Here is a 23,373-nt window from a genome sequence, read left to right as displayed (position 1 = left end):
ATGCTCGCTCTGTTGAATGGGATGCGACGGGTATAGCCGCTCAGATGCGGCGCTCCAAACCCGCGGCATCGCCCGCCCGGTTTTCTGCGTCCACCGCACGCTTGTACCCGTCGCGCTGCTGCAACCTTTGCCAATAGGCCATCGCATGGGGGCCGATCTGCAGGGCAAGGCCGATACGTTCGGCGAGCAGCAGCGCATAGCCCACGGAGATGTCAGCCGCCGTAAAGCGATCGGCACAGACATAGTCCTGGCTCGCCATCATCGTCTCGATCGTGCGCAACCGGGCGAGGAACCATTTCGAATAGTCCTCGGTCACTTGCGCGCTCCGGCGCTCTTCGGGTTCGAATCGCGAATAACGCAGGACCAGCGTCTGCGGAAATGTCAGCGTCGCCTCGCCAAAATGCAGCCAGTTCAGGAAAGCGCCATAAGCCGGCTCCTCGACTCCGACCGCCAATGGCGTCGGCCCGTATCGGGTCGCGAGATATTGCGCGATGGCAGCGGATTCCGTCATTCGCGTGTCGCCATCCAGCAAGAGCGGAATGGTCCCGAGCGGATTGACGGCGAGATATTCCTTCTGATGGACGCGCGGCGGAAACGGCAGCATCTTCAGGTCATAGGGCAGCCCAAGTTCTTCCAGCGTCCAGAGCGGACGGAACGAGCGCGCGCGAGCGCAGTGATAGAGCGTGATCATCGGGCTTCCGTCTCCTCGGCTGTCGCGGACGAACGCCGCGCTGATCAGCAATGAGACGGAGACACCGGCATTCGTCAAGCGACGCCGACGAGAGGCGTCGCGACATCACATGGTGTGGGCGAAGCGATTACGCCCGGCTCGGTCGAGCACCCCCATGACCACGCGTGCATCGCCGAGGCTGACCACGACAATGTCGCGCGTCGGTTGCAGCGCCTGCGGCTGCGCGTCCTCGATCACCAGCAGTCCACTGTGATCGCGACGCGCGATATGTCCCGGCCGATGCCAGCGCTGGTCGCGCGCCTCGATAAAGTCGTCAACGGTTTCCAGCGTGAAAGCCAGTTGATCGCAATCCACGGCATAGCCGAGCCGCGCGAAGTGATCGACAATGTAGGAATCCGGAAAAATCACGTAATCCCGGGCAGCAGTTTTCGGCTTGCCCGGCACCTAAGCGGTCCCCAACGACATCGCGCCCATCAAACGTCCGTTCCTCGCTCCGCCCTCGCCGCGGCACATGGCGGCGAGAGCAAGGCTTAGGGGAAATCGCGGGGGCCGTTACGGCCGATACTGAGCTAGATCAACCGTCTTGGTATTATTTAACCTCATCACGTCGAATGCCCGGCCAGATCGTCCGCTGCGTCTGCTGCTTGCCGGGGAGGCTTTGGCCGTCTTCTGGTGATGTGAGCGCAGTGCGGGCAAAGCGGGCCAGAAAGCCGCCAGACTGTTGGGAGGTTCGCGGCGCGGCCAAGGGATCCACGAGCTTCACGCCGCCGAAATTCTGCTTCAGTTTGGCCATGGGATTTTCCAGCAGATAATAGGACGCGATCGCGAGGCCGATCGTCAGCGCGAAAGCGAGACCGACCTGCAGGATCGGGACCTTGCCGCCACCGATCGCCGCATCATTGATGCCGAGATAGAACAGCACCGGCAGGTGGAACACATACATCGCGTAAGAGAGATGGCCGAGCCCGCGGAACAGCCGGATCGACAGGATCGCCGTCATCCAGCGCTGGACGAGGCCGCGATCGAATACCAGCGTCGCGACAAAGGAGACGCTGACCATCGAATAGGCGACCAGCGCAATGGTCCAGTAGACCGGCTGCGAGGTGATGATGCCGAGATCGCGGCCCTTGCGATCGAGCACCAGCAGCACCAGGGCGCCGACCACCAATGCCACGCAACGCCAGCCGCGCAATGGCCTGTTTTCGAACTCGCGCAATGCCAGCCAGCCGCCGAGCGACAGCGACAGCATGCGGGTGAACAGCGACATATAGACGACGTCGCCGGCCTCGCGGGGTCGTGATTGATGAAGATGACGGCCATCACGAGGCCGCTCGCCACCGCCAATAGCGGGATGACCCGCCCGGTGACGGCGTTCAGCCAACGCGGCGGCACCAGCAGGATCAGCAACGGCCAGAAGAAATAGAACTGCTCCTCCACCGAGAGCGACCAGGTGTGTTCCAGCGGGTTCGGAACGGGGTGCAGAGGGTGGTAGAAATTGAACGTGTAGGTCAGCAGGCTGATCGTGTCGGCGGTATTGAAGTTGAAGATGAAGTAGCAGGCGAGAATGGTCAGGTAATAGACCGGGAAGATGCGCAGCGCGCGGCGCATGTAGAAGTCCTTGAACGAGATCCGCCCGGTCTTGGCGCGCTCGCGCAGCAGCAGACGCGTGATGAAAAAGCCGGAGATCACGAAGAAGATGTCGAGCGCGACATAGCCGACGCGCGACGCCATATTGACGTGCAGGAGCGCGTTATAGACGCCGCTTTCGAGCACCGGCGGGCAGTGGGAGAAGATCACCACCACCACGCCGATTCCGCGAAAGCCATCGAAAGCCGGGAATTTCTCCAGCTTCCTGCCTGCGCCTGCATTCTCCGCCATCGCCACACTCCCCGTTTGCATCGGGATTAGCTGCGTCGCCGCGCGCAAGGGTGAAGCGCGTCTACATGTTTACCCACGGGCGCGGAATGTTCGCCCTTAACGTGAATGTGCGGTTACACCGTGACATCAGAGCTAATGGCGCCACCAAGGCAAAGTTCGGGGCAGAGCTCGCTGCCGGTTACCCGGCGTTAAGCACGGCAGGCGACGCTGGGAACGATCGCATTCGACTCAACTTGTTCAGACAAGTGTGAGGGGAAAATCAAATGACCCAGATCGAGCATCTCCGCGAACAGGCCCAGCGCGCCGAACGCCTGGCCCGTAACGTCCTCGACGTCGTCACCGTGAGCCGACTGCTCGAAGCCTCCGAAGACTATCGCCGGCAAGCCGACCGCCTGGAGCAAAGGAGCCGTTGCGGGACGATGGCCGCGGAGCCGGTCACACACCTGCAATGCAGCATAGATATCGACTGATGTCCGCATATCGATAAAGGCGACTTGAGGGACATCCAGTCAGCTTGGATATCGACGCCGTCATCGAAGAACGTATGTTGTGCCACTCTCCCCTTCAACTTCAACGACGCATCATGATATATCTACAACCACCACAGCGCGGCATTCAAACCGGGGCCATCAAATAGTGGCCGGGCGATCGTATTGTTTTTCAGACAGATCTAAGAAAACTTTGGCATGCCTTAAGCTTCTAATCTGCAATCAGCATATGGTATCCGTGTCTCCGCAAAGCACTTAAGACGCCAGGTTGTGGCATCATAACAGAGCCACCAAGTAGCAAGAGCAACAAGAAGAGAACATGGCAACCGCTCTTTGCGATAGGAATGACGACCGTTGTCGCAACGTATGGCGTTTCAGTAAGACGCAGCGTCTCCGCAAGCCGTTCTGATCACTTGAGCCGTTGCAAAAAGATCAATGCGAAGAATCAATTTTAAAATGCAAACGGCTCCACCGTGACGTGCATGGTGCGTGCACGAATGTGATTCTCAACAACAAACGAAGATAGCACCGGCCGAATCACTACAAGTAAACGAGAGATGGCAGTAATTTGCAGGGTCTGACTAGCGCGCCTTACTCAACAAGCGTATGCCGACCGATACTGAGACGTTGCCCGTGGCTTCTTAGAGATGCAATAAGCCGGAGGTAAATTAAAACCCACACCAAGTTTGGACTCAGAGGCGACCGACACGTTCATGCGCTTTTCAATCTCCCAAGTGTCGAAACTTCTTCGCCAGAAAAACGACTGTACGAACTCGCCGCAAACTAAACTACGCCGCGTGAAATATGCGGTATCGACCCTTCTTCTTGGGGTAGCAATTGCTATTGCGGCTTATGAAATCGACTCACAGCAATTAAGTCTCGCGAAGAACAGTGTCGATGCAACCACGTTGATCACCGCAGGATGCGCGATCCTGGTGAGTTCTATTTTTGCGGCGATGAGAGTTCGCACGATTGCCGCCAGCCATGGATATTCGCTATCCCTTCGGGAAGCCGTGGCCGTGATATCTCTCGGCCAAATTGGCGGTCTGGTGTTTTTCCAGATATTTGGACAACTCATCGCCCGAGGTTCCTACCTCGGAAAGCGAATGATCCCGTTTTCAGGCACGGTGCTGATCACGGCACATGAACGACTGGCCGCAGCGTTAGCATCGCTATCCCTCGCAGTGATCGGTGCCGTTTATATCTTTAGAGACCTGAATTTTGATCTCGCTGGCGGAGGGTTTGAGTTAGTCCACATTTTAACGGGCCTCAGCCTCGCGGGTGCCGTTACCGCCCGCATCTGGTGGTCGACTGTCGTAAGAACGCTGAGCCAATTGACCCTGAGAGCGATAGCACAATTTTTACAGTCTTTCGCTTTGTCAGTCGCTGTCCAACTTTCAATGATGGCGGCATATATTGCGATTGGCCACTCCATCGCGCCTGATGCTGGTTTCTATGCCCTTGCGGCAGCATCTTCGCTCGTCATGTTTGCGGCGAGTATCCCAATCAGCTTTGCAGGTTGGGGTATTCGTGAGTTAAGCGCGGTCGCCGCGCTTGGCGCTATTGGAATGTCGACCCCAAAGGCGCTCATTGTCGCGATCATCGTCGGCGTAATATCGATCATTTGCGCTGCGTTGCTGTCTGCACTCTCTGTAAGGTCAGTAGGACCTTCAACAGGCTCTCCTGGCAACGCCGTCACCGTCCCGGCCGTTTCGCATGAAATCATTCTACAATACTCACTCCCGATTCTCTGCGCGTTGCTGGTTTTTTTTAACGTTCATATTCCGGGACAGACAGGCTTACTGAACGTCAACCTTGCTGATCCAATTGCCATCCTTTCTGGCGTTCTTTTTCTTCTCTCCATTCTGCGCTCAACCGCCCCGTCCTGGAGACTAAGAGAACTGAATATTTACGTAATCGTTTGCTCGATAGTGATAACCGTCTCGTTACTCATCGGCGCAACCTCTATTGGCTGGACACAATGGGCAGTGACCAATAAGTGGCTCGGCTGGTTTGTTTTGTTGGGCTACGGAGCCGCAGGCGCTATGGCCTCGCGTCTCAAGTTCGCCAAGATTTTAAACACGTTCGTATCCGTTGGCTGCGTCATCATTGGATACCAGTTGTTCTTTTTGGTGCTGACGATGCTAGGTTTGAGAGCATGGAGCCCGTTCGCTGGGTTCGCTCAGAACTCAAACGCATTTTCGTTCCAGTGCCTTATGGTACTTAGCGCAGCTATCGCGCTTCGGCCTGCTCTGCCAATCACAATAAGCCTTGCGCTTGTCAGCATATGCTACACCGGTTCGAGGGCTGGAATAGCATCAGCGGCCATCGTCTTGGTTCTTTCGTTTATTTTGTCTCCTGGATACCGACGCAAGCTCGCGATAGCCTTGACGATGGCGGCTGCGGTGCTTACCGCCCTCTCGCTCACGCCGCACCTGTTTTCGTTCCTTTCCGGATCTCTCCTTTCCGTATTGGACCTGACCATATCGCCTACCTCGCATTCTGCGGTTTCCGCATTGACCACCGCTCGCGACGGATCAACAGCTGAGCATTTCGAAAGCATGTGGGGCGGGCTTAGCCTATTTGCACAGCACCCATTTTTTGGCGCTGGCCTTGGCACATTTATCCACCAGTCAAAGGAACTCACTCCATTAGTGATACATTCCACGTTGATTTGGCTTCTCGCTGAGTTTGGAATGATCGGAGCGGTAGCTTTTATTCTACCGATAGTCCGCATTTTCGCGAACGAGATTTTACGACCACAAGACCCCGCAGGTACGCTGATAATTCTAGCGATAACCGGCTTCGGCGCGATGTCGATTTTCCACGAGATGATGTACCAACGAACCTTCTGGTTTCTCTTAGGAGCTGCCCTTGCGGTACCTTATCACACGGTAGGACGACCGGTTGGGAAGGCCAACACGTGATGGCGACTGGAACCAACTGAAGTTTGGCGACCCGGAGCTAGGATCCGCCCAAGACAAAAAGTATTTCTTACCCGCGTGCCGCCTAAGAAATCTTGGAGCAAATACCTGATGATTGTGATGTACGGCGCTTCTAGTGATATCGGCCGTCGCGCATCGGCCTTGCTCATTGACCAAGGCCAGCGTCTTCGTGTCGTGTCGCGTACACCACTGACGCTCGATCCACGCGCAGATCGCGTTACGGGAGACATCAGAAACGCATCTGAGCAATGCGCGAACGCGCGCTTCGTCGTTTCATGCGCGCATGCCCGTTACACACAACAGCTTCTTGCGAGTGTACCGCGTAGTGTAGAAGCTATTGTCTGCCTTGGATCTGCGTGGCGCTACTCCAAAGTCCCCAATGAGCGGGCCGAGAAAGTGCGAGAGGCTGAGGCGGCATTCCTAGCGAGTGGGCGCAGCGGCGTTATGCTGCATCCAACGATGATATACGGAGGATCGCAGGAGAATAATATCAGCCGCGTCCTAGAGCTCCTCAAGTGGTCACCTATTTTTCCGTTGCCAGGGAACGGAAGGCAAAAAGTTCAACCAATATACGTTGATGATGTAGCCGACGCCATTGCGAGCGCTTTACAGAAGCGCTGGATTGGCCCGACGGTTGCTCCGATCGCCGGCCCGCGGCCGATGGAGTTTCGTGAAATGGTACTCCAAATTCAGCAAGCGCTCGGTGTTCGACGTCCTCTCGTGTCGCTGCCAATTGCGCCATTTGTACCGATTTTCAAAGCCCTCAACGGCTTGGGTGCGACAAAAGTCGATACGAATATGTTCTTGCGCATGAGAGAAGACGTCGAACACCCTGTCTTTTGGATGCGTGACGCGCTGGGTGTCGTTCCGCGCGAGTTTTCTGTCGGAATAAGGCAAATGGTCGATACGTTAAACAATCCGGGTCCGGATCGACATTCGCATTCCCCATGACAGCGGCTTAGCGTAAGTGCCGACACATCCGAACAAGTGCTACTTTTGCCAACTCCTTGATGTACGCCATAGAACAGGGGATGCTAAGGTAGTCCTATATTGACCTTTCTTGCCTGCACTCGCTTTCTCGTCTGTCGGCTTGATGTCGCGCCGGCAAGCCGACCGTCTGGAGCAAAGGAGCCGTTGCGGGACGATGGCCGCGGAGCCGGTGCGACCACTGTCGGTGGTCAAGAAAAGCGATTGAGAAGTCTGGACGTCCCGCACGCGAATGTCACGCGATGCTGGCACCGGCTTTTGCTTCTGCTATGTTCCACGGATGAAGTACAAAGAACCCTGGCAAGCGAAGATTTTCGATGGTCCGCGTATCGGCTTTGTCGAGAATTTCGGTGTACCTGAGCCAGTTCCGCCGCCCGAGCTGCCGCCCGAACCAGCACCCCCGCCGCCCTCACCGCTCGACAAGATCATCGACGAGAAGCGCCGGGGCTTCATTGCCGAGCACGGCGCGATCAATCCTCAACGCCAGATGAACCGAAACGAGCGGCCGTAGAACGTTACTGTGGAAGACAGACGCACTGGCCAACGCCACGCCGCATCCATTTGGTCTAGGAAATCGACTGAGTGAGGCTCAGGCGCAATCAGCGACTGAAAACCACCATCCATCTCACTGATCTCGATCGTGTGAAATGTTGGTGGGCGCACTAGGGCTCGAACCTAGGACCCGATGATTAAGAGTCCCATCAATTCCGGTGCTCTTTCAATAGCTTAGGGACAAACTCGCATCCCGCCCCCGCTTTGACTCCCTTGCCTAAATTCAGCACCCGCAAACTCCCGCTTGCGTCAGGTCGAAACTCGACATAGCCTATGTCGACTTTCGAATTGGGTGGACGATTCTCGGAGAGGAAGAACGAGATGGTGCAAAGAGTAAGACTATCGGGGCCGACATTGCAGTTACTTAAACTGCTGATTGAGAACCCAAAGGAAGGCCAATCCGGCGCTAGTATATCGAAAGCCACGTCGATTGGTTCGGGTACGATGTACCCTCTGCTGCAGCGTTTGGAGTCGGCAGGCTGGCTGGAGAGTGAGTGGGAACAAGTCGAGCCTTCGGAGGCCGGTCGGCCGCGTCGCAGGTTCTACAGACTTACGCGACAGGGCCAAGGAAAAGCACTGGAAGCCCTAGCTCAATTTCAAACGCATGCTGCTGGGGTACCCTCATGGACATTGTCTCAATAGTTGCCGCGACGATCATCACCTTCATTGGCGGAGTTTTTGCCCACGTCCTTGCTCATGACTTTTGCGCGATTTCGCCTCGCTTATGCCGGCGGCTGATCGACAGTGCCGTATCAAAATTGCCGGAACACGAGCGAGAAAGATACCGTGAGGAGTGGATATCTCATCTGGAAGATACGCACAGCATCGTTGCTCAATACCAACATGCCGCGGGCTGCTTGATCGGCGCTCGGAAGCTGCGCCGACAGTTGAGCATCCTGACCTTTCGCGTCACCGTGTTGGCCGGCACCAACGGTTCAATTCCAATCAATGTGGAGTACTGCGCCAATTCGTACATGGCTAACACAGGATCTAAACTGCTGGCCAAGGCACACCTGATAGCGCTCATTCTGTACTACATGGGCAAGTTTTTCTACACCGCATGGTGCCTGCTTCCTCCGGGAGGCTTCAAGCGGTTATCCGACGACTTGAAAAATGGGAATTTTGACTACAACGTTCATATTCTCTTTAGCCGAGACAGAAAGCTAAACCTCACTCGACTAGTTAAATACATTGCTCTACCGACGACGACCGCAGCAGATATTTCGCGCGTTTTGGACAACATCATGAAGATTCTGCAGGGTGCTGAAAAAGATCTCGCTGAGCACAAGAGTTCCGAAGAACACGTGTTGTGAGCACTGGACACATCAGCCGCCAAGCAGGGCGTCGAACACATCCAGGCTAAACGGACGCGTATTGATTTCAGGCGCGCTCGCCTCTCCCGGCCGTTGAAATCATTCACTGCAAGCAGTGTTTAGCCGGGATACCCGCTCAGCGCGTTCCCACTGTGACAATCTGTTCGGTGTTCGCGAATCGGCTAAGGAGACTTGAAGTGCAGGCAGGCGACATAGGCGATGCTCTGAGTCAGCTTGAGCGAGGTTTGTATAACAAGAACAACCCCGCAGGATACATGCTCGAGCGGGTTCGGCGTCTGATCGCTGCTTTTGAAAGCAAGCTAGGCGAAGACGCTGAGATTGGCATGACTGTTTCCGCCGGCTCGACCATTCGCCTCAGATCAATTGGGGCTTCAGATCCTGACATGCTGATTTTCACCGGCCTTGACGATCACGGTGCAAAGGCGTGCCTCCTGCAACATCACTCCCAATTATCGCTGCTTCTGGTCGCGGTTCCTAAGATTGAGGACAAGCCTTTCCGGATAGGGTTCGTTTAGAACCATCTCACGACGCCTGACAGGTGTTCGATCTGACTATGGTTTCCGATAACGCTTGATTTGTTCATCAGTGATGTCGCAGCCAGCGGGATACGACACCAATCCGTTTATGCTGAACCGATCACCTCTATCGGGCTGGAAATAAACGACCTCCTTACGCAGCGTTTTCCACATCAAACAGTTGCTATCGGTTCCCACTACCATTGGCTCACCGAGTGATCGCTTCAGCGCACTTTCAAGCCAGCCCTTCGGAATGCGCGGCAGGTTACTGTCACGGATCCTTTCAAAGGTGCTAAGATCGAACACTATGTCGTCGACGATCCCCTTTGTTTTGTCAGTTGAAGAATGGCGATAGACGACGCGACGAAACAAATCTCCGCCACGCTTCACAGCAACATTTCTACCAGTCTCTTCAATCATTGAAGGATCATATTCTTCAGCCACTTTTGTTTTGAGATCTCCTATCTTCACGGCATCGATTCCCGCAGGATAGGGATTGTCTGCCGTAAGAGAATTGGCCATCTCTGCTACAAAGAGCTTTTCACGAAGGGATGCTAAATCTCCCTTCAGTTGCTCAATTTGGGATCTGCTAGCGTCGTTCTGAGCATCCGCTCTTTTCTGAATCTCGTCCGCTGCACGTTTATGCAGCGCGCTTCGCTCTGTCTCAGCCGAAAGCCTTTCCTTGGTCAGCGTCAACTCGTGATTGACTGAGGCGGTGAGCGTTGGGGCAACCCAAGTGAAAAATATTCCTGAACAGACGGTGATAGTCGCGACCACCGCAATAATCCCAATTTGAAGCGGATGTTTCTTTTCACCCTCCGACAACAGCCCCTCCCCACGTTAAGAAGGAACTTTATGACCGGACCACTACTGACTTTCAACACATAACGAAGCTAGGCCCCAAACACAGCGTCGAACACATCCAGGCTGAACGGCCGCAAATTAACTTCAGGCGCGTCCGCCTGCCCTGACTTCTGCAAACTCGCTTTCAAAAAAGCCCCATCGAGCGCCCTGATGATGTCGAGTTCGAACGGCCACACTGGCTCCCGATACAGCCGCGACCAGGCGTCGATTTCCGGGTGCGTTATGGGGTTCGGGCCGAAGCCGCTGCCAGTCCGCGCAGCGTTCAGTGCCAGGAAGATCGACCAGACCCGCTCTCCCGCGAACGGGACATCGGGCGCCAATGGATCGGATGCCCGATCAGGCTTGGCCATATGCCAACGCAGCACTTCGCACAGGCGTTCGGTCAGCCAGTCCAGATCGACCATCAGCGCACACCTCGCGAATAGTTCGGTGTCGTGCCGGAAATCTTAGATACCTCCCGAACTGCCTCGCGCACGGCTTGGTTTTTGGTCTGCTCAAGCGCCGCGCGCATGCGCGCCTCGCTGCCAGGGTCAGCATTTGTGAACGTGTTATGCTGCGTAATACTGACCGTGACCGCACGCGACTCGCCGGCAGCCGGTACGATGGAGGGTGAGGAACCGCCAACAAGCCCGCCGTCGGCATAACCGCGAAGACGCTCCAAGTTCTGAACGCCGATGCGACGCGTGCTATCGGCGTCAAAGACATATTCTCCGCGATGGACGACGCCAGCCGGCTCAAACTTTCCGCCCGGACCGGTGAAGCCGCCATCGGAAAAGGTTGGACCGATGAAGCTGGACGTGCCCCAGTTCAGTAATTCGGAGCCGCCGCCACTTCCCAAGCCGAACAGTGACATTAAGCCCTTTCCGCCGCCAAATGCATTCTGCCAAAGATTGTCGGCAGCCATCTTCATCAGTCGGTCGCTGATGGAGTTCAGCGCGGACGCCCCGGCTTTAGCGAACGCGTCCCACGCCGATGAGCTGGTCATCAGGTTATTCTTGAAATCAACCATGAACGCGCTGAGTTCTTGCCGGCCCGTGCTGGCAATTTCGCGCATGGCATTGTTGGCGCGAATAGCGGCCGCTTCTGTGCTGGCCAACGCCGCTGGGACGTCATTGCCGTAGAGCCCCTTAAGCTGCTGCGCGATTGCGACATCTTCCGGGGACATGAAGGCGGTCTGTGCACCAAAGCTGATGTCGCTCGCGATCTTCGCCTTTTCCAGACCTTGAGCGGCTTTGCCGTAAGCGTCGGCGACTTCGTTGATCCGGTCGCGTTGCTGCTGCGTCACGACGTTCTCGCCGAGACCGGCAGCGGCGTTCGCCTGCTTGGCCAAGGTTTCGAGTTGCGCTGCCAGGCGGGATTTCTCGCGTGCTGCAGTGCCAAGGTCCACTGCTGCCGCCTCAGCCTGCAGCGCCGCGATGCGACGCTCAGCAGAGTCTGCGGATGTACCGAAGCGATCGACCCCGCCGACTTGGTTGTCGGGCTTCGGAATATCGTTCGGCCGCCGGCGTGGCAGAGGTACCTGCTCGCGGCCGCCAGTGATTTCCACCCGCGTCGGTTCTGCCGTAACCTTCTGGTCTTGCGTCACCTCGCCGTTGAGGATCGGCGTTTGCAAGCCTGGCTCGCCCGTCGCGGAAAGCGCGACTGCCACGCTGTTCGACCCCGTCAGGTTGGGGTTCAGCAGCGTTGACGCCTTGGCCATCAGGTCGACGATATCGGCCCACGTCGATTTCAGACTGAGCGCGATGCTGTCCAGGGTCTCCATCGATGGATGTAGATTCTGGTCGATCGTATGCCAGGCGTTCTTGAGCTGGCTGTCGATCTCCTTGGCCCGGAGTACCAGTTCATTCGAGAACGCATCCGGTGATTTCGTTCGGATGTTGTCGAGCATCGTGTCGATCGACACTTGATTCGTCCGAACCTTGTCGGCGAAGCTGGATCCGAACAGTTTGTCAGCGAGATCGAGCGCGGCTACGTCCTGCCCGATCGCCTTCAGTTGCTTCATATACGTGAGAACCGCGGCGACCTGCTGGTCCTGGTTCTGCGCGTCCTTGAAAAGCTGGAAGCCGGAGAAATCTTGGTCAGTGGAGAAAAGCTCGCGCATACCGCGCATCGCTTCCTCGACAGCCGTGACCTTCTTGACGCCATCGTCCCACACGGACCAGTTTGGGTTCAGAATCGGTTTGAGGGCTTGGAAGGCGTTCTGCAGCGCACCTTCGAAGGATTCGATTTTGTCCTTCGCTCCCTTGGCGCCGGCGACCCAGTTCTGCCAGAACTCCGGAGAGAAGCCGGTCGACTGCGCTTTGTCGGCTATTTCCGACATCCTCTGGATCTGATCACCGACGGCGCCAACCATGTCGCTCATCAACTTGAACGTACCGATGACCAGCGCGATCTTGCCCGCCCACGCCAGAGCCCATCGCGCGCCCGCGGCACCAGCCGTGGCGGCGATCTCCCCATTCATGTTCAGAAACTGCTGTGCGATCTTGCGCGTGGCGCCATTGGCGAGCGATGTCGTTTCGTTCATCGCACGTTTGAAGTCGTCGAGGTTCGCACGAACCGGGATATTAAGCGCCATCGACTTCATCTCCCACGAACAACCGAACCAGAACTGCATTGGCCAGCATCGCATTCGTTGCCATTGGCTGGCCGGTGATGTGGGTCGCAATAATTGCATCCGCCGATTCTGGAGACTCTCCACCCCCAATTAAGCCAATGCGGATGATTTGCTCGACGTCATTCGGCGAATAGACCCGCTCGTCGAAGCGCCGCAGACATGCCGTCGGCGTGTCGCCATACTGACCTGGGAACGGCTGCTGTCGCAGCATCCAGCGGACACGGGGACTGGCAAGGTCGAACACGTGCGTTCCACCCGTCCACGTAATTTCGATCGCACACTTACTCATTTACTGCCCTCTGAACTGCTGCATCGATAGCAGCCTGCATGTCGTCTCTGCGCGCCTCGAAGGTGTTGTAGAAGAATGGTCGCGCCTGCTGCCTGCTCGTGCCGAACTCGAATGCGAGACCGTGGTCGAAATCCACACCACTGCCCTCGCGAACCTCACCTGTGGTCTTGTCACCGCCTGCGCGGACGATCCATTCCAGATCGTTTGCACCAGGAACGACAGCGCATGATGCTTCAAGATCGCCAGATTCCGCCGGTGCTTGTTGGAGAGACTGCAAAGTCTGCTTTTGCGCCTCGCTGAGCTTCACGGCTTCCTGTCGGATCGCATCCCTCAGTTCGCGATGCACTTGCTCCGTCAACCGAGCGAGGTATTGTTCGAGTTCGTCAGCCATCAGACCCCCGCGAACCGTTCGACGAAATCTTCTCGGTCATAGACCGACTCCCGTTGCGGTGCGGCGGCGCGTGAGACGGCCATCCACGTTGCGACAGCGCCATCGATGCGTCCGGTTGACTTGTCCTTGCGGAATGCGCGGTTTGCATTGCCCCAGTGATGAACGGCGACGTTCGCAAAATTCCAACGCAAGACCGGGTGGCCGGCGTGGACCACGTTGCGGTTGAGAATGATGCGCTCGAGGTCACGGAGGGCTGGCGTCTGGATCTGCCAGTTTTGGCCGAGCTTCGCTGTCGGCAGCCCTTCATCGGTCAGAGGCTGCATCACCGGACCAGCGAGCGCCGGATCGAAATTAATCTCTTGGACGTCGAAGCGATCGCACAGCGCCGTGATGCATGCGATGACCGCGGTATAGTCGATCGTATCGCCGGGCGTAGCTGTGATGAAGCCTTTCTGCGCCCATGCGGGATAATCGACGCCGTCTTCCTTCGACTTCTTGGCGATGTCGGCTTCGGGGCAGAAAAAGAACGGGAGCAATACGAAGTCGTCGCCGTGAGGAATGCAAGCAACTACCGCGGTGAGGTCGTTCGACGTAGACATATCGACGCCGATCCAGCACGGAGCGCCTTCCATGTCGGCGGGAATGGGTCGCGCGCCTTCGTCCCATACGGACATCTCGACAAATGGCGAGGTCGAGCGGTCCTGCCAGACGTTTAGATTATACTGCAGGAACTTGTGACGCTCTGACGGGGAATCTACCGCTTTCTGCGCTTCAACGCGGTAGCTGCCGAGATCAGGATAGCCGTATTGCATACCGGGATTGACGGCTCGCCACAGGCGTTCGTCCTGCCAGTCGTCGTCTTTCTCGGCCATGAACACGACCGGAAGCACCGACGGGTCAACAATTTCCCCCTTCTGGATCTTGATGGCCCGCTGCACTTCCTCCCATGCGAGATTGTCCTGTCCGCGTCCTGACGTGGTCGCGATGACCAAGAGAGTTTCTGGCACCTTGACCAACGCGGAGGTCAGCGCGTTCCACTGCTCGCGGCCGGCTTTGCCTTCCCATGCGTGGAGTTCGTCCGCGATAATGACCTTTGGGGTCTTTCCATGCTGCGTCTTGCCGTCGGATGCGACCGGTTTGTAGCGGCAGCCATCCCGTTCGAAGGTGATACCGAAGTTGTTGCCACGCCGGATCCGGATATTTCTCATCCGCTTGTCGCAATCGATAATCAGCGCGGTTTCTTCGAAAAGTTCGACGGCCTGTTCGTGCGACGTTGCAGCGGAGATGACGAGGTTACCCGGCTCGCGCTCCGGGCCGCGGATATGCAGCATGTTGATCGCCGCGGCCAGCGAGGTCTTCCGGTTGCCACGCGGCAACACCAGCACGACACGGCGGACGATGCGCGAGCCAGCACGTGCAACCCGGATGCCGTCGTCGAAGACGTCCTCCGTGTAGCGAGGGCCGTAAATTTTACGAAATATGCGCTCCTGCCACGGACCCATCTCGAACGGATGACCGGGGGCCGGGTTCTTCGGGTGCTTGAGCTTACGCAGCCACTCGACGGCCTGCTGACCGCGCCCAAACGGATCAGGAATTTCGGAACCGTCGTCAATCCAGGCTGGCGTCAGCATCGTCGTCATCTCGAATTGCAGGGCGGGAGCGGCTGACCGGCGTTAGGCCGAGTTCGGCGGCAAGTAGCCGGGCGCGTGTCGTGGCTTCTGCTTGAATGGCGGTGGCGGGATGTCGTTTGGGTCCGTGCTCGCCTTGGTAGAACATCCCTTCGGTCTGGATCACACGCTCGGTTTCGCGCACTTGACCGATCGCAACGCAGTAGTTCTCAAGTGACCCCAGATCGCCAACGGTCAGGATTTTGCGGCCGATGAGGATGGGCAAGACGCGTCTCCATTCGGAACGAGCGTCATCCGACAACCACTTGGGTGCAGGTCTGACCTTCGTGATCGCCTCGCTGTCTTGCTTCATGCTGGGCTTCGTGCCGCGCATTACGCCTCGGTGCTGACCGACACAGCGCGGATGTCCATTCCTTGCCGGCGACCAAGCTCTTTGATTTCCTTCACGTCATATGTCTCGCCGGCGCATACGATCCGATCCGCGTTCGAAATACCGGGATAGAACCAGGTGCGGAACACAGTGGCGGTCAGATCCTGCGCGCCGGCACCGCGAATGAATTCCTCGGTTGACGATTGAATGACCTGCGCACGGAGCGTCACTAGATCGCTCCAGGTTTCTACGGGCGTGCCTGCCGCGTTGCGGGTGGTCGCGACGCGTTGCACGACGATGGTCGCATCCATGGACCCGGCTCTCATATGGTCACACTCCACCGTTCCTGGACCCAGGTTTCGACAGTGACCACGGCATGGGACATCTCCCCATTAGCGTCGCGTAGGAAGTGCGTATCTTTGATCCGGCAGTCGCCAGCGACGTGATCCGGATCAGCAAGATCGAGCGGCCGCACACGGCCAATGGCGCGGCGTATGGCGCCGACGATTTCCTTGACGCCTTCGGTGCTGAGTTCTTGCTTCCAGACGTGGATATTTGACACGACTCGAACGATGCTGCGGTCAATACGCGCGTTCGTCTCATAAACACGGTCGTCACCGAGAACGATCGATGGACTGGGAGCCGGTCGCGCGTTCTGGTCGCCGATGTTATCCGCCGGCACCAACGCGGTAACGGCCGCCGTGGCAATGAATCGGGCGCGTAGAGCTTTCTGAACGGCGAGCGCGGGATCGTTCAAATCACCCCCCACCAAGATCGATGCGCTAGGATCACTTCTCGAACGCCGAACGGGAGCGTCGCCACTGTCGCTCCGACCATCGTGGCCTCGCGATTTGCGTAGTAGTGAGCAGCCAGCAGGAGGACTGCCTGGTCGACGTCCGGATCCTCCCGACAGAACAGATCATCGCGAGTGTGCGCGATTAGGTAGGCTTCAGCGGCCTTGATGTAGCCCCGCAGAAGCTCGTCGTCCGTATCGAACGTGATGTTCAAATGCTTCTTGACGAGAGCCAGATCGGTACGGGCGATGAAGGCCATGACAAAAAAGTCCAGATTCGCGTGTGTGTGGAAGTAAGGGGGATATGTGGTCAGGAAGGATTCTTCGAAACAATTGACCCACCCCCGGTCTGCAGTCGTCGAGGATTTCCGAAACCACCTTCGCAAGCGATGTTCTGACGCAGATTGCAGGGCGTGCAGGACGGCTTCCAGTTGCTACGCTTCATCCGCATGTGCGGTGCCTGGTTGATGCTGATGATATGCGCTACCATCGTAGCGAGCGCTCCGCATGCGCAATGACGATTGGCAGGCTCACTGAGGAACGACCGGCTCTCACGTTGCCACTCGGCGTCATAGCCACGCTGAGCGGTTCCGGGACGTCGGGCGTCTAACTCTCGCTGCCGATGGCGCTCATCGATCCGTTGGTGGCGACAAGAGTGCCCGGATGGCACGCGACAACCACATTTGAGGATACGAGGCGGTTTATTCGGCATTGATCCCTCGGTTGGTGCCGGGAGCCGCCGCCTACCGGTGATGGCTCCCGTTCAAATGCGGTCAGGCGATTGGTGCCAGGGCCGGATGACCAAGAACGAAGACGGCCCCTGCGGCGATGGACGTCCCAGACTGCTTGGTGATCACAGCGCGGACGTATCGGCGTTTTCCGATGTAACCCTGACGATAGACAGACGACGCAGCGAGGCCGGCCGGCAGCACGCCGAGCAGGTCTGCAGCGGCAGCGTCCGTGAAGTCGCCATCGGTGGTCGTGTCCGATTCCTGAATCTTGATGTCGTAGAGGCCAGCGGATGCAATGGCGCCGGTACTGACCGCCATGAGCGCCGAACCGAAGCCGCGAAGATCGACCGCACTGCCTTTCAGCGTTGCGGCCTGCACTGCCGGCTCGAGCGACGATACGACCTTGATTTCGTGAAACGTATCTTTCATCGATGTGTCCTTGTGACTGAGGGAGGAAGCGGCTTACGAAGCCGCGACCTTGAGGAACTTGATGGCGTTGAAGTCGCCGGCACCGCCGCCCACGCGCTTGTAGGTGTCAAACAGCACCTTGCCCTTCTGGGTCACGGAATCGCGCTCAACGCGGATGCCCTGGCGGTCGACGATGACGTAGCCTTGCTTGAAGTCGCCGAAGGCGATCGGCAGCGTGCCGGCACCGATGTCGTCGTATTCCTCGTCGATCTCGACCGAGTAGCCGAGCAGCGGATGCTCCACGCCCTCGATCAGGTTGCCGGTGGGTGCCCACAGGTAGCGGCCGTTGCCGTCAACGATCTGGCGCAGACGGGTGGCGGTGTTGCTGTTCATGACGAACCGCGCATTGCCCTTGTACGGTTTGCGGAGGGAGGCAATGAGCTTGATCAGCGACGCGGTCAGGTTGGCGTCGGTCGGCGCCGAAGCGTGGCCCGCGGGCACGTACTGGAACTTGCCCCACGCGCGGACGAAGTCCTTCTCGTTCGTGGTGTCGTAGGTCAGCAGACCACGCGGGAAGCCGTTCGAGCCGTCGTAGCGCAGGAAGTCCTCGCCTTCGGTCTCGGCAAAGTCACGGGTCGCATTTTCGATCAGCCATGATGCGATATCGACCGCAGCATCTTCCAGCAGGTGGCGAGTTGCTGCCGGGGCTGCATAGTACTCGCCGACGCCGTAGGACTGCTTGATCAGTTCCGGACGAGCAGTGTCCTGGGGACGATCATCGCGCTCGACGACGCGCTGGGCGCCGCGCTTGCCCTTGCTGTAGAATCGTTCGTAGGTGTCGGTGCTGATGGTCACGACCTCGCACAGACTGCGCATGGGCGAGATGTCGGTCATCAGCGTGTGGATGCGGGTGTCCACGGCCGGGAGCACCATCCAGCCGCCATCGACATTGTTGTCCGACGCCGCAGTTTTGACCTCAACTTCGCTGCCGGTGCGGAGGAAAACCGCGAGTGCCTTCGTCTCGATGTCCTTCGCTTCGTCAGCCGGCGCACTGCCGCCAGTGTGGCGATTCATCTTGGCTTCGAGCTTGTCGAGACGATCTGCGGTCTTGGTTTCAACGGCCGCCAGGCGGTCATCGACCGTCTTGGTCAGATCGCCGAGTGCCTTGGTCACCAGTTCGTTCGGGTCCGTTTCGCCGGTGTCCTTGAATTCCATCGGAGAGAAGTGTTTCGTCATGGTTACCTCAGAGAAAGAGCCGCAGCGGCCCGGTTGATGACCGCGGCGAGTGCTGCGGCTTCGTCGAACGATTTCGCGCTATTGACGCGAGCGCGTGGATGACTGGGGTTTTTGACCAGGCTGATTTCTGCGAGGTCGAGGGCCGAGATGATGCGGTTGCGCCCCTGTTTCGAGTGTGACTTTGTGCGGAATCCGATGGACAGACCCGATACAAGGCCAGATTTCAGCATGGAGCGGATCGAACGCGCGCGCAGCTGGTCGAGATGAAGCTGACCTTTGACGACTAGCCCCTCCTCCGACTCGCGCACCTCATTCCACGTGCCAACCAGGTCGGAGGGACGATGCTCGAAAAGGATCGGCAGATCCGAAAGGATGTCGCCAAAAGCGCCTTTGGTGATGATGTCGCCGACGCTGTCAGCCGATCCGAACGGCCAAGCGTTGCCAGTGATCTCGCCTTCGTCGCTGACTGCCAAGGTCGCCTTGATTTCAAGACGCTCGGTCATTTGTCCCCCTCGATTGGCAGACTAAGAAAATAATGCGTACGCGATTGCGCGAAGACGGTAACTTGCTCGCGGACATGCAGATTGTCGCGCAGGAGCTTCACGACATTCGTGAAGGTGAACGGCACATCCACGCCGTCTCGCTTCGCGACCCAGGAAATGACCAGCCGCGCCAGATAGTCGACGTACATCCGGTCCCACTCATCGGCAGGTGGTCGTTTCGTGAATGCGAATTTCTCGTCGTCCAGCTTCAACCGAGCGCGCTTGGCCGTATCGCTGTCAGGGCCAACGATCATCAGGACAATATCCATCGCCTCACCGGTGACGGGATGCCTGATCGCGAGCGGAGCGCCGCGCTCCTGCCCGGCAACCAGATCGTCCAGCGCTGCAAGGTCATTCGCTGACATTGCGCTCTCCTTGGCCGGTGGGGATCTGCTTGACGGTGATATTGCGGTTGCCGAACTTCTCGCCGCCGACGTAAGGCGCGTATCCAAACCAGGACCGGGCCTCGTTGGGGTTGATCGTCTCGCTCGCGATCAGGCTGTTCGTGGCATTCGCTCGCGCGACGAGGTCAGCACGGGTAATGTCGTCGCGATCGAACTTAACGCGGTAAGTATCGCGCTCCTCATCGTTGAAGACGGCTCGGTTCAGTGCCGATTCGAAAGCGAGCAGCCAGGGCTCGCACCCATAAAGCAGGAACTCTTTCTGCTTCTGTTCGGCGTTGGCGTAGCTCGACTTGGTCAGATCGCCGATCATTTGGACCGGGACGCCGAACGAGCGGGCGATTTCCTCAGTCTGAAAACGACGACATTCGAGCATCTGGGCATCGACGCTCGACATTGTCATCTGATTAAAAGTGGCGCCGCCGTAGAGTGCTGCGGTATTGCCGGCGTTGTTCGAACCGCCGAACATGCGCTTCCAGCCGGCGAGCATTCGCTCCTCGGCCTTCGGGCTCAGTTCGTCTGGAAACTCTAGGACGCCGCCAGGGCGCGCGCCTTGAGCGAAAAGGTTCAGCGCATGCTGCTCGAGGTGATGAGCGACCGCGATGGCGTTCATCGCCAGTGTCAGCGGGCAGCGCTCGTCCTTGCGGAGGTGGATGATGTTGCGGGCGTCGAGCGTCCGACCGTCGAGCTTGTAGGTCGGCTCGCAGGTGTTCGCGTCGTATTCCGCCTGGACGATTCCCGGCGCGTACTGGATCAATTCCGCGATCTTGCCGTCGCCGACACGGTTTACGACAGCAATGGCACCCTGGTCGCGGGTGAGCGCCGTGGCCATCATGTTGCGGAAGAAATCGGAGCCGCTGGTCCAATCGTTGACCGCGCCGCGGAGCAGCTTGCCTACCGCGTGGGATACATCGGTCTCGGTGCCGTCGTCCGCCACCTGAACGATTTTGATCGGAAGCGATGAAACCGCGTCGGACAATGCGCGGATCGACGCAGCGACTGCGGGCTGTGCGAGTGCCTGCTGACGGGTTACGCCGGCAACGCCGGCAACGCGCAACAGAGCGAGAAGGTCTTCATCCGTCTGGGGAAGGGCTTTGGTTTCAAAGAGACGGAACGAACCGATACGCATGAACACCTTACGCAAAAATCCCGCCGGGAGAAATCAATCTCCGGCGGGGCATCTGCACCGATAGTTGAACTATACCACGTTTTTTCTGAAAATCAACCGAGCCAAATCTGGTCGGACTAGGTCACTGCTGTCTTCGTTCGCGTCCAGCGCATCAACTCGCTTCGATACGCGACGTACCGACCACTGCCAGGGGGCTTGTAGATCGGAACGTCTGACCGCTTGGCGAGATCGTACACGTGGTCAGTACAGCAGCCGATGATCGCCGCGATGTTGCTCGCGCCTTTCACCAACTCAACAGATAAATTCAGTTCATCAATTGTGATCGGGTCTGCCATGGCAACTCGCATTCTTCGCTCGCGGCGCGCCTTTAAGGGCGCGCAAGCGATACGGGGGTATAGGGGGTTGGGATAGCAGGCCGTTGGAAGGCCGTTGGTAGGGTTTCGGGGTGCGTTGGAAGGCCGTTGGTAGGGGCGTTGGTACCCCCTTGGAAGGCCGTTGGTAGGGCGTTGGTAGCCTGGGATTCAACAGATAATTTCTGCGAGACGATGAGACGTTGACGCATTCGCGACGGCGGTCCCTCCATGATCGTCTCGATCCGGCGGCTTGCAAGGAGCCTGTCCATGGCATCTTTAAGCGCACGCGCCTTCATGCCCTGCGATGCCTCATGGTCCGCAAAGAGCTTCGGTGCGTAGTTGCTTCCTGGGTTCGGGCTGACCGCGCCGCGCCCTTCTGCCTCGTACAGCATGAGCAGCTTGACGAAGATATCGTCTGCCCGCTTGCGAGCATCCTGGGCGGCAGCAAGACCATCAGCCGTGACACGCTCGGCGACGAACACGCCGCGCTGCCAGTGGACAACGATCTCGGCGCCGACCGGACCATAGTTCGACTTCATGGAACGCAAAACGCGTGCGTCAGGATCGGGCTCGCTGTTGTCCTCTGCCCGGATACGGTCGAAATAGAGCCGGCTGCGGACGGAGTTGTTCCAGCCGGTGCTGCCACTGGCGCCGGTGCCCTTTGCCATACCGGAGACAGACGGATGCGCCAGGAGCAAAATTGCCGTCTGATAGGTCAGCGCAAGCCCGCGCAACAGGCCGATGAACTGCCGCGCCTGAGAACGGTCGATCTCGTTGCCACCGAACAGGTCAGCCAAGGTGTCCAGAACGACCAGTCGCGGCCGCTGGGCTGCGACATGAGCTTCGATCGCTGCGAACAGCGCTGTCGGCGTCAAGATGCTGCTGCGCCCCTCCGGCGCGGCGATGATCGCGTCCTCACCAGCCAGCGAGACGATGTGTAGGTCGGGCATCGCGCTCAAAGGAACCGAATAGGCGCGTGCAACATCCACCAGCCGCATGTGGACCTCGTCGCGGGAATCCTCAGCGGTGACGAATAGGCACGGCCCCCGCTGCACCCCACGGCCGAGCCAGGCGCAGCCGATAGCGGTGGAAGCGAGCAGCTGCAGCGCGATTAGCGACTTGCCCGTGCCACCGTCGCCGTAGAGCAGCGTGACCGTGTCGCCGGGAATTAGGTCGCGGACATGCCACTTGCGCGTCGGAACCGGCAGCCCCTCGAACGAGGCCGCGGAAAACACGGACAGAGCGCGCGCCCCTTCGTCATGATCGACCTCATAGGCGCCAGGCAGCGGAACGCCTGCCGGCAGCATCTCGGGAGCAAGCGACGGCGACGGGATGTAACTGCCGTTCAGCATGTCGATCACGTCGCCGAACATCCAGTCGGCATCGCGGTCAAAATACCAAGTGAGCGTGCGATCGCCATCTTTGTATTCGGCTTTGTCGTGGTGCCATCGCCGAGCGGCACCGTCCGGATCGTTGGACATCCGCAGCCATAGAGCCAAGCCTGCATCGTTTGGGAAATGGAGCTTCAGCGCCTTGCCGAGCATCGCCCAATCCAAATTGCTGAGCGCGGTCGGATCGTCTGCCCACTCACCAGCCAGCTTACGGTCGATCCAGCGGCCGACGCGGTCGATGTCGTAGTTGCGAAGTTCAGCCGATGCTTCGCGCGGTTCTGTGCGCGGTTGTTCTTTCTGGCAGAGGCCAATCATCCAGGCCGGCGCGGTGTACGGTGCCTGCGGATCGGGGTACATTTGATAAGGATTGCCGTTGACGACCGATCCCGGCGCAAGCGTCTGATGCTTGCCTGCGCGTAACTCTACGTCCGCAACCGGAATAGCTTTGGTGATGTCGATCCCCGCATTGGCGCGGAAGTAGATATGCAGACCCTTGCTGCCGCTAGAGACATGCACCGGATAATTTGAGGCGTCGTCTCCGTTGTCGGCGCAGAGTTGCTGCCAACGCGACCACACTCCGTCGCGGCCGCCCTCCCCTTTTACGTCGAGGTCGACGACTATGAGGCGAGAATGACCGGAGTGGACGCCGATGTTGTATCCGCCGGCGAGCCACGCTTCCCAGTCGGAGCGGGCTGTGCTCGTTGCGTTTTGCCATCCGGGATATGTCGGGCCTTTTGCACCTGCGTCGACGCGCAGCAGTGCGAGGCCATTTTTCTCGGCATAGTCCAGAAACTCTGAATTCATTGTACCCCTTGTCGCGTCGCGCGACGTCATAGTGGTCAC

Annotated in this window: 27 protein-coding genes and 1 pseudogene; 7 read left to right on the top strand and 21 right to left on the bottom strand. The window is 58.3% G+C overall.

Annotated features, from left to right (window positions below; genetic code table 11):
- Positions 1-40 precede the first annotated feature (40 nt).
- From RPMA_RS09755 to RPMA_RS28535, 4 genes and pseudogenes are all read right to left on the bottom strand, one after another.
- Entirely contained in the window at positions 41-691 is a 651-nt protein-coding gene (locus RPMA_RS09755) for a glutathione S-transferase family protein (protein WP_211912622.1), read from the bottom strand.
- A gap of 105 nt (positions 692-796) precedes the next feature.
- On the bottom strand, positions 797-1,135 hold the full coding sequence (locus RPMA_RS09750) for a hypothetical protein (RefSeq protein WP_249225613.1): 339 nt from the start codon (positions 1,133-1,135) through the stop codon (positions 797-799).
- A gap of 145 nt (positions 1,136-1,280) precedes the next feature.
- Positions 1,281-1,958: an acyltransferase family protein gene (locus RPMA_RS09745; protein ID WP_249225612.1), complete on the bottom strand. Its 678-nt coding sequence runs from the start codon at positions 1,956-1,958 to the stop codon at positions 1,281-1,283.
- A 98-nt stretch (positions 1,959-2,056) separates the two neighbouring features.
- Positions 2,057-2,569 (bottom strand): annotated as a pseudogene (locus tag RPMA_RS28535) (acyltransferase family protein); the annotation flags it as partial.
- Between the two features lie 263 nt (positions 2,570-2,832).
- On the opposite strand from RPMA_RS28535, the gene RPMA_RS09735 reads away from it, so the two are divergent.
- From RPMA_RS09735 to RPMA_RS09705, 7 genes are all read left to right on the top strand, one after another.
- Positions 2,833-3,039: a hypothetical protein gene (locus tag RPMA_RS09735; protein ID WP_211912619.1), complete on the top strand. Its 207-nt coding sequence runs from the start codon at positions 2,833-2,835 to the stop codon at positions 3,037-3,039.
- 731 nt (positions 3,040-3,770) lie between these two features.
- Entirely contained in the window at positions 3,771-5,984 is a 2,214-nt protein-coding gene (locus RPMA_RS09730; protein WP_211912618.1) for a lysylphosphatidylglycerol synthase domain-containing protein, read from the top strand.
- 108 nt (positions 5,985-6,092) lie between these two features.
- Positions 6,093-6,953: an SDR family oxidoreductase gene (locus tag RPMA_RS09725; protein WP_211912617.1), complete on the top strand. Its 861-nt coding sequence runs from the start codon at positions 6,093-6,095 to the stop codon at positions 6,951-6,953.
- Between the two features lie 268 nt (positions 6,954-7,221).
- The gene (locus RPMA_RS09720) at positions 7,222-7,500 is read left to right on the top strand and encodes a hypothetical protein (RefSeq protein ID WP_211912616.1); all 279 of its coding nucleotides are present in this window, start codon (positions 7,222-7,224) and stop codon (positions 7,498-7,500) included.
- Positions 7,501-7,814: 314 nt separating this feature from the next.
- A complete protein-coding gene (locus tag RPMA_RS28530; RefSeq protein ID WP_211912615.1) occupies positions 7,815-8,183 on the top strand; it encodes a PadR family transcriptional regulator in 369 nt (122 codons plus the stop codon).
- Entirely contained in the window at positions 8,165-8,854 is a 690-nt protein-coding gene (locus RPMA_RS09710; RefSeq protein ID WP_211912614.1) for a hypothetical protein, read from the top strand. The genes RPMA_RS28530 and RPMA_RS09710 overlap by 19 nt, the downstream gene beginning before the upstream one ends.
- A gap of 197 nt (positions 8,855-9,051) precedes the next feature.
- Entirely contained in the window at positions 9,052-9,390 is a 339-nt protein-coding gene (locus RPMA_RS09705; RefSeq protein WP_211912613.1) for a hypothetical protein, read from the top strand.
- 36 nt (positions 9,391-9,426) lie between these two features.
- Here the strand turns inward: RPMA_RS09705 and RPMA_RS09700 are convergent, their stop codons facing one another.
- From RPMA_RS09700 to RPMA_RS09620, 17 genes are all read right to left on the bottom strand, one after another.
- Positions 9,427-10,215: a hypothetical protein gene (locus RPMA_RS09700; RefSeq protein WP_211912612.1), complete on the bottom strand. Its 789-nt coding sequence runs from the start codon at positions 10,213-10,215 to the stop codon at positions 9,427-9,429.
- A gap of 68 nt (positions 10,216-10,283) precedes the next feature.
- Positions 10,284-10,658, bottom strand: a complete 375-nt coding sequence (locus tag RPMA_RS09695) for a phage tail assembly chaperone (protein ID WP_211912611.1) — start codon at positions 10,656-10,658, stop codon at positions 10,284-10,286.
- The gene (locus tag RPMA_RS09690; protein WP_211912610.1) at positions 10,658-12,868 is read right to left on the bottom strand and encodes a phage tail tape measure protein; all 2,211 of its coding nucleotides are present in this window, start codon (positions 12,866-12,868) and stop codon (positions 10,658-10,660) included. The genes RPMA_RS09695 and RPMA_RS09690 overlap by 1 nt, the downstream gene beginning before the upstream one ends.
- Entirely contained in the window at positions 12,819-13,112 is a 294-nt protein-coding gene (locus RPMA_RS09685; protein WP_211912609.1) for a GTA-gp10 family protein, read from the bottom strand. Before RPMA_RS09685 ends, RPMA_RS09690 begins: the two co-directional genes overlap by 50 nt.
- Before the next feature lie 37 nt (positions 13,113-13,149).
- A complete protein-coding gene (locus RPMA_RS09680; RefSeq protein WP_211912608.1) occupies positions 13,150-13,548 on the bottom strand; it encodes an HK97-gp10 family putative phage morphogenesis protein in 399 nt (132 codons plus the stop codon).
- A complete protein-coding gene (locus RPMA_RS09675; protein ID WP_249225610.1) occupies positions 13,548-15,188 on the bottom strand; it encodes a terminase large subunit in 1,641 nt (546 codons plus the stop codon). Before RPMA_RS09675 ends, RPMA_RS09680 begins: the two co-directional genes overlap by 1 nt.
- Positions 15,157-15,528: a phage terminase small subunit P27 family gene (locus RPMA_RS09670; RefSeq protein ID WP_249225609.1), complete on the bottom strand. Its 372-nt coding sequence runs from the start codon at positions 15,526-15,528 to the stop codon at positions 15,157-15,159. Before RPMA_RS09670 ends, RPMA_RS09675 begins: the two co-directional genes overlap by 32 nt.
- A gap of 20 nt (positions 15,529-15,548) precedes the next feature.
- Entirely contained in the window at positions 15,549-15,857 is a 309-nt protein-coding gene (locus tag RPMA_RS09665; RefSeq protein WP_249225608.1) for a phage head closure protein, read from the bottom strand.
- 11 nt (positions 15,858-15,868) lie between these two features.
- Positions 15,869-16,303 carry a DUF3168 domain-containing protein gene (locus RPMA_RS09660; RefSeq protein WP_211912605.1) on the bottom strand — a complete coding sequence of 145 codons (435 nt, stop codon included), beginning with the start codon at positions 16,301-16,303 and terminating at the stop codon, positions 15,869-15,871.
- A complete protein-coding gene (locus tag RPMA_RS09655) occupies positions 16,300-16,599 on the bottom strand; it encodes a head-tail connector protein (protein ID WP_211912604.1) in 300 nt (99 codons plus the stop codon). The genes RPMA_RS09660 and RPMA_RS09655 overlap by 4 nt, the downstream gene beginning before the upstream one ends.
- Positions 16,600-17,112: 513 nt before the next feature.
- Entirely contained in the window at positions 17,113-17,499 is a 387-nt protein-coding gene (locus RPMA_RS09650; RefSeq protein WP_211912603.1) for a hypothetical protein, read from the bottom strand.
- Positions 17,500-17,532: 33 nt separating this feature from the next.
- Entirely contained in the window at positions 17,533-18,714 is a 1,182-nt protein-coding gene (locus RPMA_RS09645) for a phage major capsid protein (RefSeq protein WP_211912602.1), read from the bottom strand.
- Positions 18,715-18,716: 2 nt separating this feature from the next.
- Positions 18,717-19,217, bottom strand: coding sequence for an HK97 family phage prohead protease (locus RPMA_RS09640; protein WP_211912601.1), 501 nt, complete (start codon positions 19,215-19,217; stop codon positions 18,717-18,719).
- Positions 19,214-19,621, bottom strand: coding sequence for a hypothetical protein (locus RPMA_RS09635; protein ID WP_211912600.1), 408 nt, complete (start codon positions 19,619-19,621; stop codon positions 19,214-19,216). The genes RPMA_RS09640 and RPMA_RS09635 overlap by 4 nt, the downstream gene beginning before the upstream one ends.
- The gene (locus RPMA_RS09630) at positions 19,608-20,786 is read right to left on the bottom strand and encodes a phage portal protein (protein ID WP_211912599.1); all 1,179 of its coding nucleotides are present in this window, start codon (positions 20,784-20,786) and stop codon (positions 19,608-19,610) included. Before RPMA_RS09630 ends, RPMA_RS09635 begins: the two co-directional genes overlap by 14 nt.
- 116 nt (positions 20,787-20,902) lie before the next feature.
- Positions 20,903-21,121, bottom strand: coding sequence for a hypothetical protein (locus RPMA_RS09625; protein ID WP_211912598.1), 219 nt, complete (start codon positions 21,119-21,121; stop codon positions 20,903-20,905).
- A gap of 32 nt (positions 21,122-21,153) precedes the next feature.
- A complete protein-coding gene (locus tag RPMA_RS09620; RefSeq protein ID WP_211912597.1) occupies positions 21,154-23,334 on the bottom strand; it encodes an AAA family ATPase in 2,181 nt (726 codons plus the stop codon).
- Positions 23,335-23,373 lie beyond the last annotated feature (39 nt).

Origin of the sequence: Tardiphaga alba, assembly GCF_018279705.1 — a bacterium.
Lineage (GTDB): Bacteria > Pseudomonadota > Alphaproteobacteria > Rhizobiales > Xanthobacteraceae > Tardiphaga > Tardiphaga alba.
Note: the sequence above shows the minus strand (reverse complement) of the source record. Positions and strands in the feature narration are given on the sequence as shown.